Annotated in this window: 15 protein-coding genes; 4 read left to right on the top strand and 11 right to left on the bottom strand. The window is 61.1% G+C overall.

The features are described 5' to 3' along the window. Positions 1-14: 14 nt before the first annotated feature. The 4 genes from AB4P96_RS28555 to cpaB are packed head-to-tail and all read right to left on the bottom strand — an operon-like array spanning position 15 to position 4,626. Positions 15-1,277 carry a CpaF family protein gene (locus tag AB4P96_RS28555; RefSeq protein ID WP_395600342.1) on the bottom strand — a complete coding sequence of 421 codons (1,263 nt, stop codon included), beginning with the start codon at positions 1,275-1,277 and terminating at the stop codon, positions 15-17. Beyond that, a complete protein-coding gene (locus tag AB4P96_RS28550; protein WP_099548150.1) occupies positions 1,274-2,467 on the bottom strand; it encodes a pilus assembly protein in 1,194 nt (397 codons plus the stop codon). The genes AB4P96_RS28555 and AB4P96_RS28550 overlap by 4 nt, the downstream gene beginning before the upstream one ends. Continuing rightward, complete coding sequence (locus AB4P96_RS28545; RefSeq protein WP_099548151.1) at positions 2,464-3,684, bottom strand: type II and III secretion system protein family protein; 1,221 nt, start codon at positions 3,682-3,684, stop codon at positions 2,464-2,466. The genes AB4P96_RS28550 and AB4P96_RS28545 overlap by 4 nt, the downstream gene beginning before the upstream one ends. 15 nt (positions 3,685-3,699) lie before the next feature. Beyond that, on the bottom strand, positions 3,700-4,626 hold the full coding sequence (gene cpaB, locus AB4P96_RS28540; protein ID WP_395600341.1) for a Flp pilus assembly protein CpaB: 927 nt from the start codon (positions 4,624-4,626) through the stop codon (positions 3,700-3,702). A gap of 331 nt (positions 4,627-4,957) precedes the next feature. Here cpaB and AB4P96_RS28535 point away from each other — a divergent pair, with 331 nt between their 5' ends. Continuing rightward, positions 4,958-5,152, top strand: coding sequence for a Flp family type IVb pilin (locus AB4P96_RS28535; RefSeq protein ID WP_017136716.1), 195 nt, complete (start codon positions 4,958-4,960; stop codon positions 5,150-5,152). Between the two features lie 60 nt (positions 5,153-5,212). After that, on the top strand, positions 5,213-5,620 hold the full coding sequence (locus AB4P96_RS28530) for a response regulator (protein ID WP_017136715.1): 408 nt from the start codon (positions 5,213-5,215) through the stop codon (positions 5,618-5,620). A gap of 954 nt (positions 5,621-6,574) precedes the next feature. Here the strand turns inward: AB4P96_RS28530 and AB4P96_RS28525 are convergent. The 4 genes from AB4P96_RS28525 to AB4P96_RS28510 form a co-directional block, all read right to left on the bottom strand. Beyond that, positions 6,575-8,257 carry a ShlB/FhaC/HecB family hemolysin secretion/activation protein gene (locus tag AB4P96_RS28525; protein WP_170040927.1) on the bottom strand — a complete coding sequence of 561 codons (1,683 nt, stop codon included), beginning with the start codon at positions 8,255-8,257 and terminating at the stop codon, positions 6,575-6,577. Between the two features lie 183 nt (positions 8,258-8,440). Next, the gene (locus tag AB4P96_RS28520) at positions 8,441-10,192 is read right to left on the bottom strand and encodes a collagen-like triple helix repeat-containing protein (RefSeq protein ID WP_395600340.1); all 1,752 of its coding nucleotides are present in this window, start codon (positions 10,190-10,192) and stop codon (positions 8,441-8,443) included. 302 nt (positions 10,193-10,494) lie between these two features. After that, a complete protein-coding gene (locus AB4P96_RS28515) occupies positions 10,495-11,343 on the bottom strand; it encodes a MaoC/PaaZ C-terminal domain-containing protein (protein WP_017134702.1) in 849 nt (282 codons plus the stop codon). 2 nt (positions 11,344-11,345) lie between these two features. Then, positions 11,346-12,689 carry a 3-oxoacyl-ACP reductase gene (locus AB4P96_RS28510; RefSeq protein WP_395600339.1) on the bottom strand — a complete coding sequence of 448 codons (1,344 nt, stop codon included), beginning with the start codon at positions 12,687-12,689 and terminating at the stop codon, positions 11,346-11,348. 114 nt (positions 12,690-12,803) lie between these two features. On the opposite strand from AB4P96_RS28510, the gene AB4P96_RS28505 reads away from it, so the two are divergent. Both AB4P96_RS28505 and AB4P96_RS28500 read left to right on the top strand, forming a co-directional pair. Continuing rightward, positions 12,804-14,081, top strand: coding sequence for an acetyl-CoA C-acetyltransferase (locus AB4P96_RS28505; RefSeq protein WP_177034915.1), 1,278 nt, complete (start codon positions 12,804-12,806; stop codon positions 14,079-14,081). A gap of 134 nt (positions 14,082-14,215) precedes the next feature. Then, positions 14,216-15,112, top strand: coding sequence for a PA4780 family RIO1-like protein kinase (locus tag AB4P96_RS28500; protein WP_017134705.1), 897 nt, complete (start codon positions 14,216-14,218; stop codon positions 15,110-15,112). 199 nt (positions 15,113-15,311) lie between these two features. Here the strand turns inward: AB4P96_RS28500 and cueR are convergent, their stop codons facing one another. From cueR to AB4P96_RS28485, 3 genes are all read right to left on the bottom strand, one after another. Next, the gene (gene cueR, locus AB4P96_RS28495) at positions 15,312-15,713 is read right to left on the bottom strand and encodes a Cu(I)-responsive transcriptional regulator (protein WP_017134706.1); all 402 of its coding nucleotides are present in this window, start codon (positions 15,711-15,713) and stop codon (positions 15,312-15,314) included. Further along, the gene (locus AB4P96_RS28490) at positions 15,710-17,926 is read right to left on the bottom strand and encodes a heavy metal translocating P-type ATPase (RefSeq protein ID WP_395600338.1); all 2,217 of its coding nucleotides are present in this window, start codon (positions 17,924-17,926) and stop codon (positions 15,710-15,712) included. The genes cueR and AB4P96_RS28490 overlap by 4 nt, the downstream gene beginning before the upstream one ends. Before the next feature lie 65 nt (positions 17,927-17,991). After that, positions 17,992-18,372 carry a hypothetical protein gene (locus AB4P96_RS28485; RefSeq protein WP_069786911.1) on the bottom strand — a complete coding sequence of 127 codons (381 nt, stop codon included), beginning with the start codon at positions 18,370-18,372 and terminating at the stop codon, positions 17,992-17,994. Between the last annotated feature and the right edge of the window lie 113 nt (positions 18,373-18,485).

Below are 18,485 nucleotides of genomic sequence, written 5' to 3'. Positions count from 1 at the left end.
TGTCCCTTTCAAGGCTAAGCCGGTTCGCGGCGCAGTTTATCGCCGGCAGGGTTGACCGCCTCGCGCAAGAAGCCGAAGCCAGTGCGCCGGTCATGGCGGAACAGGGTATTGGTCACGTACACGTCTTCGCGGATACCCACCACCTCCACCACTTCGCTGACGCAACGACGCCCGTCCGGCAAACGGGTCAACTGGATCACCACATCGAGCGCCGCGCAGATCATTTGCCGCAGGGTTTTCTCCGCCACCACACGGCCGGTCAAACCCACCAGGGTTTCCAGACGCAGCAATGCATCGGCAGCGTTGTTGGCGTGCACGGTACTCATGGAACCGTCGTGGCCGGTGTTCATGGCGGTGAGTACATCAAGCACTTCCACGCCACGGATCTCACCAAGGATGATGCGGTCGGGGCGCATCCGCAGGGCGTTGCGAATCAGGTCGCTGGCCTTGACCTCGCCGTGGCCCTCGGCATTCGGCGGGCGGGTTTCCAGGCGCACCACGTGGGGGTGGCCCAATTGCAACTCGGCCACGTCTTCGATGGTGACCAGGCGTTCATGGGGGTTGATCAGTTGGCTGAGAATATTGAGCAGCGTAGTTTTACCGGTGCCGGTACCGCCGCTGATCAGGATATTGCAGCGCTTGCCCACGGCTTCCTGGAAGAAGTCAAAGATGTTCTGGTCGATGGTCTGCATCGCCACCAGGTCGCTGCTTTTGAGCATGTCCTTGCGAAACTTACGAATCGACAGGCACGGCCCATCCAGGGCAATCGGCGGGATGATTGCATTGACCCGGCTGCCATCCGGCAGGCGTGCGTCGACCATCGGCGACGATTCATCCAGGCGCCGACCCAGCGGTGCGATGATGCGTTGCATCACGCGTTCAACGTGGTGCGAATCGATAAAGCGCAGGTCGCTTTGATGCAGCAAACCGTCACGTTCGATAAACACCCGGTGCGGGCCGTTGACCAGGATTTCGGTCACTGACGGGTCGCGCAGCAGCACTTCCAGCGGGCCGAAACCGGTCAGTTCATCGACGATCTCTTCGGCCAGGCGCTCCATCTCATAACGGGAAATCGCCAGGTGCATGCGGTTGATGTATTCGGCCACTTTGTCGATGACAAACTGCGCCAACAGCGGGCGTGAACCCTCCAGCAAGTTTTTGCCTGACTCCTCGATGGCATCGATGATGTAGCGATGCAGCACCAGCTTGAGCCCGTCGTGGTCAGTGTTGCCACCGAGGCCGCGAGCGGGGGCGCCGAAGAGTTTTTCACCGTTCATTTGCCAGCCCTCAGCAGGCGTTCAAACCAGGTGTGCGAGGGTTGCTTCATGCCTTCGGAGCGCTTTGCCAGGCGCTCGCCCAAAGCTTTGAGGTTGTGGGTCAGGGTTTCGCGTGGGGCCAGGGCGAACAGGGTTTGCCCTTGGTTCTTGGCATTCAGGCGCACCTCCGGGCTCAGCGGCAGCACCGCGATCACCTCCAGCCCATAGCTTTTGCCCAGGGCTTCGGCGTCGGGCGCGCAACCTTTGATGTAGCGGTCGACCAGCAGCTTGGCGTGTTCCAGCTTCATGCCTTTTTCGCGCCACTGGTTCAGCACGCCGAGGTTGCGACGGCAGTCCAGCACACTCTGGTCGGTGCACCACAACAGCTTGTCGCAATGGCTGACAAAGGTGCGCAGCGCTTCGCTGTCGGGCTGGCCGGCGAGGTTCACCACGATGTGCTGGAAGTGTTGGCGCAAGGCACTGAGCAGCATGTACAGCTCGGCCGCGCTGGTCTGTGCCAGGGGCTCGTCGTTGGGGGCGTAGGCGAGGATGCGCAGGCCGTCTTCGGCGCAGGTAAACGCGCTGTTGATCAAGGTGCTGTCCAGGCGCCTGAGGTGGCGCAAGGCATCGCCGAAATTGAACGAGCTTTCCAGCCCCAGCAACGCCAGGCTGTCACCGCGCGGCAGGCCCAGGTCGAGCAACAGGGTTTGCTGGCCGCTCTTTTGCACCACCAGCGCCAAGTGGCTGGTCAGCAATGCGCCGTCGGCATTGCTCTGGGTGCCGTAGAGCACGGTCAGGCCACCCAGTTGGGTGTTGGTGGTCACCGGCGGCAGGCGTTTGCTCAGGCGACGTACCAGCCCGGCGACTTCGCTGGAGCGTGAGCCATAGGCGACAAAGTCGCGGGCGCCGGCGCGCATGGCATTGAGTACAAGCTGGTTGTCCATGCCATCGCCGAGGGCGACGATGGCGAGCATCGGCTTGGCCTCCAGCGCGCCTTCGATCAGCGCGCTTTGGGCCACCACGTGTTCGCGGTCGAGACCGATAAACACCAGGTTGGCGAAGGTCACGTCCACCAGCGCGAGCAGCTCGTCGAGGGTGCCGCTGCCGGCGCTGACCACTTGGCCAAGCGGTGCCAGCGCGCCCTGCAGCCATTCCAGGTCGGTGCTGTTGCGGGTGATTGCCAGAAACGTCTGGCTCAGGCTATCGCTCATTGAGACAACCCATTGAGTCGGTCGAAATTGCCATTTTCCAGGAAGTACAGGCGGTACCAGTTCGGGTCGTAGTTGCGCAGCTTCTCGCCGGGCAAGGACGGCAGTTGGGCGTTGGCGGCCAGCGGCTGCACCAGGTGCGGGGTGACGATCATCAGCAGCTCTTTGTCCTGGCGGTTGACCGAGGAATCACGAAAGAACGCACCGAGAATCGGGATATCGCCCAGGCCTGGAAACTTGCTGATATTGGTGGTGTTGGTGCTGCTGATCAGGCCGCTGATCACAAAACTTTCGCCGTCGGCCAGTGACACGCTGGTGTCGGTGCGGCGGATGGTCAGGGCCGGCACCTGGATGTTTTGAATGACCACGGCATTGGTGTAGTCCAGCTCGCTGACTTCGGGTGCCACCTTGAGGGAGATGCGATTGTGGTCGATCACCGTTGGCGTGAGTGTCAGGCGAATGCCGAACTCTTTGTACTCGATCGAGATGTTGTTGCTGGCGCTGCTGGGCACCGGGATCGGTACTTCGCCGCCGGCCAGGAAAGTCGCACTTTGACCACTCATGGCTACCAGGCTTGGACGCGCCAGGGTGTAGGCAAAACCACTGCTTTCCAGGGCATTGATCAGGGCAGAAACCCGCCCGCCGCCAAAGCCGATATTAAAGTTGGTGGTGCTCACCGGCAGCTTGAACGTGTCGACGGTAGGCGAGAGCAATTTGGGGCTGCCGAGGAAAAAGTTGCTGCCGATGCCGAGGATCTTGGTGCTGGCTTCCTTGAGTTTGGAGCGGCTGACTTCGACGAAGCGGATATCGGTCTGTACCTGGCTGGGCAGCGTCGGGTCTTCTGACGGCGACAGCGACAGGCTGGTCAATGCCGAGGTAGCCTTGCCTTTGACGAACACCATGCTTTGGCGTGGCGTGTTCGAACAGGCGGTCCAGACCATCAGGCTGGTGGTGCCGGAGGCCACGCCGGTGAGCAGGAAACCGCGATCGCCATTGAGGTGTACGTCGGCAATTTTCGGGTCGCCAATGGCCAGGCGTGTGATGGCGACAGGGGATTGCAGCTCCTGTTGCAGGCCCTCGCCCACCGACAGTGCTGCGGGTAATTGGCCCAGGCTGCCGCAGTTGCCCGGGGCGGCTGCAACGAGCCCCACAGACAAGTTCGACAGCATCAGGGCACAGGCGATTTTCAGCGTGAACACCGGTGCGAAACGTCGGTTCATGCACAGCATCCTTGTTCAGTCGGGTGTTTGTTGGGTTGCTTGATTACCGCGTATCACCTCAACACCGGTGCGGCGCGCGGGGCCACCCTGGGCGACTTTTTTGGGCACCTGGACGAAGGCCAACTGGGTGAATTGGTAGAGGTCGCGGTTAGCGCTTTGCAGCTTGCCCGGTGCATCGCTCTCACCGGCCCAGTAGTGGCTCAGCAAGCGTTCATCGGCGCTGCGCACCGCCAGGCGCAAGGTGCCGGCCTGGGTCGCCAGCATCAGTTGGCTCAGCAGTTGTTCGGGCACCGCCAGCACCACAGTGCGAGAGGGCGCATGGCGCTGGGCTTTTTCTTCGGCGGTCATTGCTGGTGGTGAAGCGGGAACGCCGTCGTTGGTCAGGCCCATTTGATCGCCGACACTGAGCAGGCGCATGGCAGGGATCACCACTTGAGCGGATTGTTCGACGTTGGCGACGTCCTGGCGCAGGTACAGCAACACGTCCACATAGTCGCCTGGGCTCAGTTGGCCGGCAGCGCCAATCACTTCATCGACGGCAACCGCGAGGGCGCGTTCGTTGGGGCGGATCATGCGGGCCAGTGGGCCACCGGGGCTGAAACTCTCATCGTTGAGCCAGGTGCCGGCCTGCAAGGCGCGCCATGGTGTGCGGCCGATGGCCTGGTCAACACTGGTCATACTGCCCGCTGGCGCTGTGCGCAGTTTTTCGATGCTCAGGTCTGCGGCGGTCAGGGCAATAAAGGGCGGTACATCGTGGGCCAGTACCACCACCGATTGGCGGGTCTGGTCCTCGACCACGGCGACGGCTTTTTCTACCGGTGCGGTAGGCGGTGGTGGCGGCGCCGGGGCAGGTTCGCGGCTGAGCACCAACCCCCAATAACCGGCAAACAGCGCACCGACCAAGAGCACACCGGCAAGTACCATGCTGAGACGCGTGTTCATGACGGCTCTCCTTTTCCTGTTGCACCAAAACCCGTCGATCCCAACAGGCTAATTCCGCAACTCGGCTGCTATGAACAGTGACTAACTATTTCGCTATTTGAAGGTAGTTCAGCTAGGACAAAATGCCATTACTGACAGAAAGATTTCTTCGTGGCGCGCCTCGATAGCCTTGAAAACAAGGGATTCAGGCGCCAGCAAAACGACCACTACTTTGTGATTAATCAGTTCTTACAGTTGTGAGGGTGGGGTTTGTTGACAATGCTCAGGTGGCACATGGCAATTACTGTGCAGCACCGAGCTAGGGCGTCTGGTCGCCCATAGGAGTAGTACGATGATCCTCGAACTGTTGATTAAACTCCATGTTCAACTTCAGCTACTTTTTCATCGCAAAGAGGGCGCGACCGCGATTGAGTACCTCATTCTCGTGGCGATTGTAGCATTGGTGATACTGGCAGCCGGGACGACGCTGGGGCCTCAGATTACGGCCTTCTTTGCCAGAATTCAGGCGGCGATCACCGCGTTGTGAGTTTGGGACGGCCTGCTGTTGATTTCAGATGGTTTTGAGTGGTGACATCAGGTAGTGCCCATGAATGCTGCAGCTGTACCTTTCCGTCAACAAATCCTGTTGGTGGACGACGAAGAAGATGCCCTCGTAGAACTGGCGGAGTCGCTGGAGAACGAGGGCTTCGTTTGTTTTACCGCCAGCTCTGTGACTTACGCATTGCAGGAACTGACGCTGAATCCTGACATTGCCCTGGTTATCACTGACCTGCGTATGCCAGAGGAGAGTGGGATATCGTTGATCAAGCGCTTGCGTGAGCACACGGATCGTCAGCATTTGCCGGTGATTGTGATGTCTGGGCATGCGGAGATGGATGATGTGAGTGACATGCTGCGGTTGCAGGTGTTGGATTTGTTTCGCAAGCCCATTTATCTGGTGCGCTTGATTGATACGCTTAACAGTCTTTTTCCTTTGCGCAAGTCTCGGTTGTAGCGGGGGTTGTTGAGTACATATCCGTTGCTGCGGTAACGGCGGCCTATGGTTCCGCTCTTACAGCGGGTCACTTTTGGCAAACGCCCCAAAAGTAACCAAAAGGTCTGTGCCCCACCACTCGGCACCTCGCTTAGGCTCGGTGTGCCCTCACTCCGGCTTGAATCCGTGGGCCGCCGCGATGGGCCATCCTTGGCCCAGCGCGGCTAACCCGGCGTCCTGCCGGGTTACCCACGGATTCAAGCCTGCGTTCGGCCATCGTGGTTCACGGGGCGCCTCAGATCAAAATCAAGATCAAAAGCAGAGCACGGCGGCCTGAAAGCCGACCTGAGTGGTTGAAGCAAAAGCCAGATCAAGTGCAAAGCCAAAGCCTATCTACTTGATACAACTCGGTCTGAATGTGGGAGCGCATGCAGTTTTGAATATGAGGTCGGCTGCGGATTTGCATACACTGAAGAGCTGCTTTTCTGTGGGAGCTGGCTTGCCTGCGATGCAGACACCTCGGTACATCAGGCACACCGAGTTGATGCCATCGCAGGCAAGCCAGCTCCCACATTAGACCGAGTATGGATTTGCTGTTGCTCCGGCTCTTACATCCTTTTCGCTGGCGAAGTCAGCGGTCTTTTGATCTGCGCTTTTGATCGTGATCTTGATCTGAAATCGCCCCGTCAAACACGATGGCCGGAATCTGACAGGGATTTGGGGGGTAAACCGGCAGGGATGCCGGTTTAGCCGCGCTGGGCCAAGGATGGCCCATCGCGGCGGCCCCCCAAATCACTGTCGGATTGCGGGCATGCCGAGCCTAAGCGAGGCACCGAGTGTTGGGGCGAAGACCTTTTGCTTACTTTTGGGTCTTTCCAAAAGTGAGCCGCTGTAAGAGCGGAACCATAAGCAGCCATCACCCAAATAACGGATATGTACTCCGCAGCCCCGCAGCCCCGCAGCCTCCCACAAACCTCACAACTGATAACTGAAACTCAAGGTATACCGCGGCCGCCGGTTAAAGCTGTCCAGGGCGATGTCCGACATCGGCTTGGCCGCTTCCAGGGCGATGTTGTAGTACTTGTTGTCGCCGAAGCGCAGGCCCACGGCCGCCGAGGACATGTCGTTGCCTTTGACCGGCAGTTCGTTGAACCAGGTCTTGGCGCGGTCAAGCACCACATACGGTTGCAGAATCTTCACCCAGTCGCCAGCGCGGTTGAAGCTGTAGTTGACCTCATACGCCACGCCCCAGCCTTTGTCGCCCGAAGCTTGATCATCGGGGTAGCCACGGCCGAAGTTCTGCCCGCCAAAGGTGGCGCGCTCGCTGTCGGGCAAGGTGGCGTCGCTCCAGTAGAACGCACCCGAAAGCACGCCTTGCCAGTTGTCGAAGAGCTTGTCGCTCTGCACACCGGAAAGGCGCAGGCGGAAGAAGTCCAGATCAGGTTTAGCCGTGCCCAGGTCGCTGTGGGCTCTGGCACCCAGGCCGTTGATGCCTTGGTACAGGCCGGCGCTGAGGATGCGCAACTGGCGGGTGTCGGACTTGCGCCAGTCACCCTCGAACGCAAGGGCGCGCAGGTCGCTTTCGATGTCGAAACGGTTGGGGTAGCCCACGAGTTGATAGCGCGTGGTCTGGTCTACCGCATACAGGCGTGTGGCCAGGGTCAGCGACTCATTGGGTGAGGCAATCAGCGGGTGGCTGAGGCCAATGGTGTAGCGGTCGATCGACTGGTGCGGCTTGAGCTCGAAGCCGCCGTCCAGCTGGATATTGCTTTTGGGGTCGGCGCGATAACGCTCGGCGCCCAGTATCAACTGGCTGCCCTCGGCATTGATGAATTGGCTGTAGCCCACGCGGTAGTAATGTTCTTTGTCGTCACCCGGCGGGAACAGGCCGCTGACGTAAAGCTGCTCGCCCATGGACGTCTGGGAATTGCTGGTGGCGGTGAGCAACGCTTGGGTGCCGTTACGGTTGTTATCGACCAGGCTCATGCTGGTGGTAAACGGTTTGCGCGAGGCTTCGATCTTCATGTGCGTGGCGCCATCGGTAGTGCCCGGCGGCGGCACTTGCGCCTGCAGGGTCACGCCGGGAATACGCCCCATCAGCGTGGTATAGCGCTCGAACGTCTTGCGCGTGAGCGGGCGCTCGGCCAGCAGTTTGTTAGCCAGCTTGTCGACGTAGGCCGAGACTGAGCCGATGTCGCCGCTTTGCTCGTAATCCTTGATGTAACCCTCCACTAATACCACGCGCACCAGGCCGTTTTCGAAGCTCTGTTGCGGCAGGAACGCGTAGGACAACAGGTAGCCGTCCTGCTGGTAGCGACGCGTGATCGTGCGGGTGGCTTCGATCAGTTGCGCGAGGTTGGTCTCACGGCCAATCAGGGGCGCATAGGCCTTGGCTGTTTCGTCCAGCGGGTAGATCGTACCGCCCTCGATCTGCAGCTTGCGGATGGTGACTTTGGTGTCCATCAGCAACGGCTGGTTCTGGGTGGCAGGCGCTTGCGGCAACTGGGTCTGGGGTGTGGTCGGCCGATAAGCGTCGGCGGGCAGGTTGGGCACCGGCAAGTTGCGGATGGTGTCGTTGCTGTTGAGGAAGCTGGGAAGGGTCTCGGCCTGAACGTAAGCACTGAGGGTGAGCAATAACAACGGCGTCAACACGCGCATAGGACACTCCATGGTCAAACTGCAGCAGCGTTTCGGGCCCGCCGGGTTCTGGGACGCGGTTCGGGAGGGCCAGGTTTTTTAGATAAGACCGGCCCATAAAAAAGACGAGAGACTTATAAGGGTCTCTCGTCTCAACCAAGCGTAGGCGCTGTAGGGGAGGCCGTCTAATCGGCCAGGTGCAATTTATTTTTTGCCGGTCAGACCGTTCAGCAAACCGCCCAGACCCCCGCTTGTACCCGTGGTTGTAGTGCCACTGCCCGATGTGCTGGCGCCGGTGCCGCCGGTGAGGCCGCCGAGCAAGCCGCCGCTACTGCCACTGGTGCCACCGGTGACCAAACCACCTACCGAGCCTACGGTGTTGCCGACTGCGGTGACGGTGGTACCTACAGCGTTGGTGACTGGGTTGGCATTGGCTGCGGTCAGGTTAGTGCCGATACCACTCACCGCACCGCCGACTTGTGTCACCAGGCCGTTGACTGGAGCGCCGAGGCCGGTAGTGGTGCCGACGTTTTGGGTCAGGCTGGTTACACCGGACGTTACTGGGTTAAGCGCCGCGCCCACGTTAGTGGCCAGGCCTGCCACCGGCGCAGTGGCGGCGGTGTTGGCGACGCCCGTGCCACCGAGAACGGTGCCGAGCGAGGCGACCGTGTTGCCCAATGCGCCACCGGTGACACCTGCTGCACTCACAGTGCCGTTGGTGTTGCCGGCGTTCAGGCCGCTACCCACGTTGGCCACCAGGCCACCGACCAGTTCAGGCAGGCCGGGCGCTGCTGCGCCACTGGCTGGAGCGACATAGCCGCCGGATTTATCGAGTGTGCCGCCTACGCCCGTCAGAGCGCTGCCGACGATGGTGGTAACAGGGTTGCCGGTGCCGCCAGCACTGGCGACTTGGGTGCCCAGGCCGGTGACGGTGCTGCCGACTTTATCCAGCAGCCCATTCACAGGGGTGCCCAGGCCGGTTGCCTTGCCGAGGTTGCCGGTAGTGTTTTCCACCAGCGACACCACAGGCACCAGTACTTTGCCGCCCACTGTGTTAGTTAACGAGCCCAATGGGCCAGTGGTGCTGGCAGTGCTGACGGTATCGCCGAGCATGGTGACGGCTTGACCGACTTTGTCCACTACACCACCTACCGCTCCACCGACGCCACCGGTCAAACCGCCCACTACGGGTACGCCGCCGAGGGTGGTCGAGAGCGATTTCCCAGTGGTCGACAGGCCAGTGCCCAGATCGGCAACGCCATTACCTACACCTGCGACCGTGATGCCCAGGGAGTTGCTGTTAGTGCCCAGCGAACCAAGACCGCTGGTGACGCCAGTGCCGATGCTGGTGACTGCAGTGCCGGTCGCCGTAACCAGGCCGCCTGCTGTTGTGCCGACGATAGGCACATTGTTCAAGGTCGAACCGAGGTCACCGACCGCTGCGCCTACGTTACCGACAGTGCCGCCCAGGGTGCCGGCAATCTGGCCGGTAACCAGAGGTGTAGTGGTTGAACCTGTGCCGCCGCCGGTTCCGCCACCTGTGCCACCGCCAGTGCCACCGCCGGTGCCGCCACCTGTGCCACCGCCGGTTCCGCCACCAGTGCCACCGCCAGTGCCACCGCCAGTGCCACCACCGGTGCCGCCACCTGTGCCACCGCCAGTGCCGCCGCCTGTGCCACCGCCAGTACCACCACCGGTTCCGCCACCTGTGCCGCCGCCAGTGCCACCACCGGTACCGCCATCTGTACCGCCGCCAGTGCCACCACCGGTTCCGCCACCTGTACCACCGCCAGTACCACCACCAGCGCCGCTACCTGCGCCTGCATCAGGAGAAGATGCCGCCACACTGCTGTGATGCCCGCCACCACCGCTGCTGCAGCCACCGAGGCTCATCGCCATGACCAGGGCCAGCGCGGTACTTGCTTTCCAAAGCACTACTTGAGTTTGAGTTTTCATGATTGAGTTTCCTTGCACCTGTACAACCTGGGTTGTTTTCAAACGCTCGCTATTTCTAGGGATAGCGATACGTTTGTCCGTGTTGTCATCACAGACCCGGGCACTCTTTCGCGCAACGCTCAACTTGGTATTAACGATTTATATACACCGGGCTGCAGTCGGCTTAATGACTAATACGAAGGGTGTAATCGAGGGATGTATCAAGATATTTATATTTTAAAAATCATGGGCTTGAATAAACAAACGGACGCCGAGGCGTCCGCTATAACTTAGGGTGTATATATACAATTAATGTGCTTTTTTCAGGCGATGGGTTGCCACTTGCCGAGCATATGTTGAATATCGCCGGCGCCGTTCAACTGTAACTCTCCGCTCGAGCCTGCGGCACTGCTGAGCAAAACAACTTCACTGGGCAGGCGTACCGGTTTTTTGAACTCGACGTCTATTTCTACATTGGCGGCAGGCAAGTGCTCGTGTAGCGCGGCCAATGTACGGGCGGTATTCCACAGCCCATGAGCGATAGCCTGGGGAAAGCCGAACAGCTTGGCCGTCAGCGCGCTCAGGTGGATCGGGTTGTAGTCGCCGGATACCCGCGCGTATTGGCGGCCGATATCAGCGGGCGCCTTCCACCGCGCCAGTTCGTTGACATTGCCGAGGACGGACAAGGGCTCCACTTGCGCCTCGCCGTCCAGCTTCACGCCTCGACACAGCATGCGGCTGTCGGCTTCCCACAACAGTCCCAGCGCATCCTCGACCGTGGTCACAATGTCAAAGGTCGCACCTTTGGCGTGGGGCTGCAGATTGTGCGCGTATACACCGACCAGCAGGTTATTCACGCCGCCCAATGGCCGGTGGATACGAATGCGATTGCTCAGGTGAATCAACCCCAGCAGTGGAAAGGGGAATTTTTTGTCGGTGAGCAATTGCATCTGCAAACCGAACGCCAGGATATGCGGGTAAGTGCCCGGCAGCACCGGGCTGTCGGCAAACCCGCAGACCTTGCGATAAGCCGCGACGTCGGCCGGGTTCACGCGCACATGGCAGCGCAACCCTTCATCCGGCAAGGTGCTGCCGCTGATCTTGCGCTTGAGCGCCGCCCGCCAATACAGCGGCAACAGAAACGGGGTGCTGTCCAATGTCTGCCACTGCATAGTCACGCTCCCAGCAGGCTTTGCCCACATACGCGTAGCGCCTGGCCGCTGACGGCCCCGGAACCCGGCTGCCCGAGCCAGGCGACGGCTTCGGCCACGTCTTGCGGCAAACCACCCTGGCCCAAGGAACTCATGCGCCGCCCGGCTTCACGCAGGGCGAAGGGAATGTGCGCGGTCATCTGGGTTTCGATAAAACCCGGCGCGACCGCGTTGATGCTGATGCCACGCTCGCCCAGCAGCGGCGCCCACGCCTGGGCCAGGCCAATCAGCCCGGCCTTGCTCGCGGCGTAGTTGGTTTGCCCGCGATTACCGGCAATCCCGCTGATCGACGCCAGCAGCACCACGCGGCCGTTGTCGTGCAGGGTGCCGCTATCAAGCAGGGCTTTGGTCAGCACTTGGGGCGCGTTGAGGTTGACCGCCAATACGGCGTCCCAATATTCCGGCGTCATGTTGGCCAGGGTTTTATCGCGGGTGATGCCGGCGTTATGCACCACGATGTCGATGCCGTCCGGCAGGTGTTCGATCAACTGTGTGGCCGCGTCTTCTGCGCAGATATCCAGCACCACGGTGCGCGCACCCAAGCGAGCGGCGAGGGCTTCGAGGTCGGCCTTGGCCTGGGGCACATCCAGCACGATCACTTCGGCACCGTCGCGCGCCAGGGTTTCGGCAATGGAGGCGCCGATACCACGCGCAGCACCCGTGACCAGCGCCTTGCGCCCGGCCAGCGGGCGCGTCCAGTCTTCAACCGGGGTGGCGCAGGCTTGCAGGCGAATGACCTGGCCAGAGATATACGCACTTTTCGGTGACAGGAAGAAACGCAGCGCGCCTTCCAGCTGATCTTCAGCGCCGTCGCCTACATACAACAGTTGCAACACGCCGCCGCTGCGCAATTCCTTGGCCAGTGAACGGCTGAAACCCTCCAGGGCACGCTGTGCACTGGCGGCAAACGGGTCGCTGAGGCTTTCCGGCGCGCGTCCCAGAATCACCAGATGTGCGCTGTGATCGAGATTTTTCAGCAAAGGCTGAAAGAATTCGCGCAGTTGCTTGAGCTGGTCGGTGTGCTGCAAGTCGCTGGCGTCAAACACCACGGCCTTGAGCTTGGGGCCGTGGCCTGGGATCCAGGTCGATGATTCGGCGCCGTAGGTGTAAATCGCGTCGGTCAGTTTGTGCGCAAATACCTGCACCTTCGCGGCCAGCGCGCCACCGCCCAGCAGCATAGCACCTTCCACCGGGCGCAGGCGCCCAGCTTGCCAGCGTTCCAGGCGTACCGGTGACGGCAGGCCAATGGCGGCGACCAGGCGATGGCCGAGGCTTGAGTTGGCGAAGTCGATATAACGGTCAGACATGGAACGCTCTCCGAGTGCTGGGGTTCAAACGGTGGACCATCAATAGGTGAAAGTCGTTCGATTGAGCCTAGGCTAGGCTCAGAGATTCACCCCATAACCTTCAGGGAGCTTTCCATGACTCAATTGCGCCGTGTAGCGATCATTGGCGGTAACCGCATCCCCTTCGCCCGTTCCAATGGCCCATATGCCATGGCGAGTAACCAGGCGATGCTCACCGCTGCCCTCGAAGGCCTGATCGAGCGCTACAACCTGCACGGCCTGCGCATCGGCGAGGTGGCGGCCGGTGCGGTGCTCAAGCATTCGCGCGACTTCAACCTCACCCGCGAATGCGTGCTGGGCTCGCGCCTGTCGCCGCAAACCCCGGCCTATGACATTCAGCAGGCGTGCGGCACCGGGCTGGAAGCGGCGTTGCTGGTGGCCAACAAGATTGCCCTGGGGCAGATCGAATGCGGGATTGCCGGCGGCGTCGACACTACGTCCGATGCGCCGATTGGTGTGAATGAAGGCCTGCGCAAAATCTTGTTGCAAGCCAACCGCAGCAAGTCCATGGCGGATAAATTAAAAGTCCTGTTACAACTTCGTCCCCATCACCTTAAGCCGGAGCTGCCACGCAATGGCGAGCCGCGCACCGGCCTGTCCATGGGCCAGCATTGCGAGCTGATGGCGCAGACCTGGCAGATACCGCGTGCCGAGCAGGATCAACTGGCGTTGGAAAGCCATCAGAAAATGGCCGCGTCCTATGCCGAAGGCTGGCACAACGATTTGCTTACTCCGTTTCTCGGCCTGACCCGCGACAATAACCTGCGCCCCGACCTGACCCTGGAAAAACTCGCCAACCTTAAACCGGCGTTCGAGCGCAGTGAAAAGGGCACGCTCACCGCCGGTAACTCCACGCCACTGACCGACGGCGCCTCCTTGGTGCTGCTGGGCAGTGAAGCCTGGGCCAAGGAACGTGGCTTGCCGATTCTTGCTTACTTGCGCGATGGCGAAGCGGCGGCTGTGGATTTCGTCAACGGCGCCGAAGGCCTGCTCATGGCACCGGTGTACGCAGTGCCACGCTTGCTGGCGAGAAATGGCCTGGCACTCCAGGATTTTGACTACTACGAGATTCACGAAGCCTTTGCTGCCCAAGTTTTGTGCACGCTCAAGGCCTGGGAAGACCCGGAGTATTGCAGGACGCGTCTGGGGCTCGACGCGCCGCTGGGCGCCATTGATCGCAGCCGGCTCAACGTCAAAGGCAGCTCATTGGCGGCCGGCCACCCGTTTGCCGCCACAGGCGGGCGCATCGTCGCCAACCTGGCCAAATTGCTCGACGCGGCGGGCAAGGGCAGAGGGCTGATTTCGATCTGCGCCGCTGGCGGCCAGGGCGTGACGGCGATTATCGAACGCTGAATGCCGACGAAATTGGCATATTGAGTGCATTCTTCAGCGGTCAGAGGTCGGTAGCCCCTCCCACCGGCGCGCCGATTGCCGTATAACGAGTGCCATACGCGTATTTGGTAATAAAGGATCCACAATAAAAGCTGATGAAGACTCCTAAACGCATTGAACCCCTGATCGAAGACGGTCTGGTCGACGAAGTGCTGCGCCCTCTCATGAGCGGTAAAGAAGCAGCTGTTTATGTGGTGCGCTGCGGCAATGAATTGCGTTGCGCCAAGGTTTACAAGGAGGCGAATAAACGAAGTTTTCGTCAGGCATCCGAATACCAGGAAGGCCGTAAGGTTCGTAACAGCCGCCAGGCCCGGGCCATGGCGAAAGGCTCCAAGTTCGGCAAGAAAGAAACCGAAGACGCTTGGCAAAACGCCGAAGTGGCGGCGTTGTTCCGCCTCGCCGGCGCGGGCGTTCGCGTGCCTCAGCCGTTCGACTTCCTGGAAGGCGTGCTGCTGATGGAACTGGTGGCCGACGAGTACGGCGATGCAGCGCCGCGTCTTAACGACGTAACGCTGGAGCCGGACCAGGCGCGCGAATATCACGCCTTCCTGATTTCCCAGATCGTGCTGATGCTGTGTACTGGCCTGGTGCACGGTGACCTGTCCGAGTTCAACGTACTGCTCACGCCGACCGGCCCGGTGATCATCGACCTGCCCCAGGCAGTGGATGCGGCGGGCAACAACCACGCATTCAGCATGCTGGAGCGGGATGTGGGCAACATGGCTTCCTACTTCGGGCGTTTTGCCCCGGAGTTGAAGAAGACCAAGTACGCCAAGGAAATGTGGGCACTGTACGAAGCCGGCACCTTGCACCCGGCCAGCGTGTTGACCGGCGAGTTTGATGAGCCGGAAGAGCTGGCGGATGTGGGCGGTGTGATCCGCGAAATCGAAGCGGCGCGGCTGGATGAAGAGCGCAAGCAAGCGGTTCGGGCGGCGGATGATGCGCCACCGAGCAAGACTGCGGAAGAACCGCCGCCGCCTTGGATGCAGTGATCTCCCGGCAATTGGAGATCTAAAAAGTGTGGGAGCTGGCTTGTTGTGGGAGCTGGCTTGTGTGGGAGCTGGCTTGCCTGCGATGCAGACACCTCGGTATGTCAGTTAAATCGCGGTGATGCAATCGCAGGCAAGCCAGCTCCCACATAAGGCAGCCGCCACATAAGCCTGTTCCCATATTTGTTTTGTGCAGAGCTGATCAGGCGCAACAGCTGCCCGACGCCAACTCCTTGAGTATCGGGCAATCCGGCCGATGGTCACCCTGGCAGTGTTCCACCAGGTCCTGCAACGTGTCGCGCAATTGCCCCAGCTCCAGAATCTTCTGGTTCAGTTCCTCGATATGCTGGCGCGCCAGGGCTTTTACGTCGGCGCTGGCCCGCTGGCGGTCTTGCCACAGGGTCAGCAGCTTGCCGACTTCTTCCAACGAAAACCCCAGATCCCGCGAGCGTTTGATAAACGCCAACGTGTGCAAGTCATCGCTGCCATACACGCGGTAGCCGCTGTCGGTGCGGTGCGCGGCTTTGAGCAGGCCGATGGATTCGTAGTAGCGAATCATCTTGGCGCTCAGCCCGCTCTGGCGGGCAGCTTGGCCTATGTTCATGGGCGCTTGTCCTCCAATTGCTCCGGTTTCCAAATGCTCGGTTTCCAGGTTTTCAACAATAACGCATTGCTCACCACGCTGACGCTGGACAAGGCCATGGCCGCACCTGCGAGCACCGGGTTGAGCAGGCCAAAGGCAGCCAGCGGAATGCCGATCAAGTTATACACAAAGGCCCAGAACAGGTTCTGGCGGATTTTTGCGTAGGTCTTGCGGCTGATCTCCAGCGCGGCCGGCACCAGGCGCGGGTCGCCGCGCATCAACGTGATACCGGCGGCGTGCATGGCCACATCGGTGCCACCGCCCATGGCGATGCCGATATCGGCAGCGGCGAGGGCCGGAGCGTCGTTGATGCCATCACCGACCATGGCGACGACGCCGGTCTTTTTCAACTCGGCCACGGTGGCGGCCTTGTCGGCCGGCAGCACTTCGGCGTGTACATCATCGATGCCCAGCGCCTGGGCTACCACGCGGGCACTGCCGCGATTATCGCCGGTGAGCAAGTGGCTGCTGATGTGCTGAGCCTTGAGTTGTTCCACGGCTTCAAATGCGCCGGGCTTGAGGGTGTCGCCAAACGCAAACAGCCCCAACACGCGTGGTTGTGCGCCTTGTTCAATCAACCACGACAAGGTGCGGCCTTCGGCTTCCCAGGCGTTGGCAGACTCGGCCAGCTCACCTGCGCTCAAGCCGTTCTCTTCGAGCATGCGGCGGTTGCCCAAGGCCAGTTCACGGCCATCCAAAGTGCCAGCAATGCCGCGTCCGGTCAGCGATTGGCTGGCGCTCACGTCCGCCACGATCAGCCCTTTTTCACCACACGCATCCAGCACGGCCTTGGCCAACGGGTGCTCGCTGCCGCGTTGCAAGGCGCCAGCCTGTTGCAGCAATAAATCTTCATTGCCATCCACCGCGGCCAGGTGCGCAATTTTTGGCGCGCCGGAGGTGAGTGTGCCGGTCTTGTCGAACACCACCGCGCTGACGGCATGGGCACGTTCCAGCGCTTCGGCGTCCTTGATCAGGATGCCATAGCGCGCCGCCACGCCGGTGCCGGCCATGATGGCGGTCGGTGTGGCCAGGCCCAGGGCGCATGGGCAAGCAATCACCAGCACCGCGACGGCATTGATGATCGCGGTTTCCAGTGAAGCGCCGTACAACCACCACCCCACCAGCGTAACCAAGGCCAGCACCAGCACGGTCGGCACAAAGACCTGGCTGACTTTATCCACCAGTTTCTGGATCGGTGCCTTGGCAGCCTGGGCGTCTTCCACCAGACGGATGATTCGCGCCAGCACACTTTCTGCACCCAGCGCCTGGGTGCGTACCAGCAAGCGGCCTTCGCCATTAATGGCGCCGCCGGTGATCTTGTCGCCCGGCTGTTTCGGCACCGGCAGGCTCTCGCCGCTGATCAAGGCCTCGTCGGCATGGCTTTGGCCGTCCACCACTTCGCCGTCCACCGGGAAGCGCTCGCCGGGTTTGACCAGCACCAGGTCGTCGAGCTTCAGCGCAGTGATGGCGACGTCTTCTTCACGGCCTTCAAACACGCGAATCGCGCGTTCCGGGCGCAGGGTTTCGAGGGCACGGATGGCGCTGGCGGTCTGGCGCTTGGCGCGGCTTTCGAGGTATTTGCCCAGCAACACCAGGGCGATCACCACGGCCGAGGCTTCGAAATACAGGTGCGGCATAGTGCCCACGGGCGCGGTGAGCCATTCATAAATGCTCAGGCCATAACCGGCGCTGGTGCCGATGGCCACCAGCAGGTCCATATTGCCAGCACCGGCGCGCACGGCTTTCCAGGCGGCTATATAGAAGCGTGCGCCAAAGATGAATTGCACGGGAGTGGCCAGCGCGAATTGCACCCAGGCCGGGAGCATCCAATGCAGGCCGAACGGCTCCACCAGCATCGGCAGCACCAATGGCAGCGCCAACGCGATGGCCAACAACAACGACCAGCGCTCGTGGTGCAGACGCTGGGCCTGTTTAGCGTCGGTGACGGTCTCGCTTTGCGGCAGGGTGGCGGTGTAGCCGGCCTTGTCGACGGCGGCGATCAGCACGCCGGGGTCCATCTGACCGAGAACTTCGATGTGGGCACGTTCGTTGGCCAGGTTGACGCTGACGCTTTGCACCCCCGGCACCTTGCCCAGCGCGCGCTCGACACGCCCGGCACAGCTGGCGCAGGTCATGCCGCTGATGGGCAGGTCAAAGGTGGTGGATCCATTCATGGGGCAGTCCTCCAGAGAAGTTGCCCCTAGCATCAACCTTGACCTATTGGGAAGGTCAAGCGTGTTCAGTAATCCAGTGCGGCGTTCTTCAGGTACATGCCATCCGGGCCTTGCGCGATGCGTACTTTGCGCACGTCGCCGGCTTTAAGCGTGATGTTCTGCGCAGGCGGTGCGAGCATGCCCGGCAGGCAACCTGGCGATTGACCCGGCAGCAGCTTGAGGCGCAGCGACACATTGCCCGCCGGCAAGTTGAACGAGGTGGCCTGTTCCTGGAACAGGCGCCCGGCCAACTGGTCCTGGATATACAGGCCGATTTCGCAATTGGTCGGCACTTCCAGGCGCTCGCGGGAAATGATCAACACCGCATAGTCCTGGTCCGCGTACGCCATGGGCGCAGCGGCGGACAAGCTCAACAGGCCGATAAGGCTAAAAAACGACCAGCGCATGGCGAATGCTCCGTGGTTCAAATCCAAGATGCATGAAGCTTGGCCGAGGCAACGCTGGAATACCAGCCCGGTCGCAATTTTGAGCGCTTGACCTTGCCATCGTGGCAAGGTCG

Origin of the sequence: Pseudomonas sp. B19125 (assembly GCF_044218855.1) — a bacterium.
GTDB classification, from domain to species: domain Bacteria; phylum Pseudomonadota; class Gammaproteobacteria; order Pseudomonadales; family Pseudomonadaceae; genus Aquipseudomonas; species Aquipseudomonas edaphica.
The sequence above is the reverse complement of the archived record's forward strand: the minus strand, read 5'-3'. Positions and strand labels throughout refer to the sequence as shown.

Excerpts from the sequence above, each read along its gene's own strand:
- AB4P96_RS28555 (WP_395600342.1), bottom strand. The coding sequence starts at position 1,277 with ATGAACGGTGAAAAACTCTTCGGCGCCCCCGCTCGCGGCCTCGGTGGC.
- AB4P96_RS28550 (WP_099548150.1), bottom strand. The coding sequence starts at position 2,467 with ATGAGCGATAGCCTGAGCCAGACGTTTCTGGCAATCACCCGCAACAGC.
- AB4P96_RS28545 (WP_099548151.1), bottom strand. The coding sequence starts at position 3,684 with ATGAACCGACGTTTCGCACCGGTGTTCACGCTGAAAATCGCCTGTGCC.
- cpaB (WP_395600341.1), bottom strand. The coding sequence starts at position 4,626 with ATGAACACGCGTCTCAGCATGGTACTTGCCGGTGTGCTCTTGGTCGGT.
- AB4P96_RS28535 (WP_017136716.1), top strand. The coding sequence starts at position 4,958 with ATGATCCTCGAACTGTTGATTAAACTCCATGTTCAACTTCAGCTACTT.
- AB4P96_RS28530 (WP_017136715.1), top strand. The coding sequence starts at position 5,213 with ATGAATGCTGCAGCTGTACCTTTCCGTCAACAAATCCTGTTGGTGGAC.
- AB4P96_RS28525 (WP_170040927.1), bottom strand. The coding sequence starts at position 8,257 with ATGCGCGTGTTGACGCCGTTGTTATTGCTCACCCTCAGTGCTTACGTT.
- AB4P96_RS28520 (WP_395600340.1), bottom strand. The coding sequence starts at position 10,192 with ATGAAAACTCAAACTCAAGTAGTGCTTTGGAAAGCAAGTACCGCGCTG.
- AB4P96_RS28515 (WP_017134702.1), bottom strand. The coding sequence starts at position 11,343 with ATGCAGTGGCAGACATTGGACAGCACCCCGTTTCTGTTGCCGCTGTAT.
- AB4P96_RS28510 (WP_395600339.1), bottom strand. The coding sequence starts at position 12,689 with ATGTCTGACCGTTATATCGACTTCGCCAACTCAAGCCTCGGCCATCGC.
- AB4P96_RS28505 (WP_177034915.1), top strand. The coding sequence starts at position 12,804 with ATGACTCAATTGCGCCGTGTAGCGATCATTGGCGGTAACCGCATCCCC.
- AB4P96_RS28500 (WP_017134705.1), top strand. The coding sequence starts at position 14,216 with ATGAAGACTCCTAAACGCATTGAACCCCTGATCGAAGACGGTCTGGTC.
- cueR (WP_017134706.1), bottom strand. The coding sequence starts at position 15,713 with ATGAACATAGGCCAAGCTGCCCGCCAGAGCGGGCTGAGCGCCAAGATG.
- AB4P96_RS28490 (WP_395600338.1), bottom strand. The coding sequence starts at position 17,926 with ATGAATGGATCCACCACCTTTGACCTGCCCATCAGCGGCATGACCTGC.
- AB4P96_RS28485 (WP_069786911.1), bottom strand. The coding sequence starts at position 18,372 with ATGCGCTGGTCGTTTTTTAGCCTTATCGGCCTGTTGAGCTTGTCCGCC.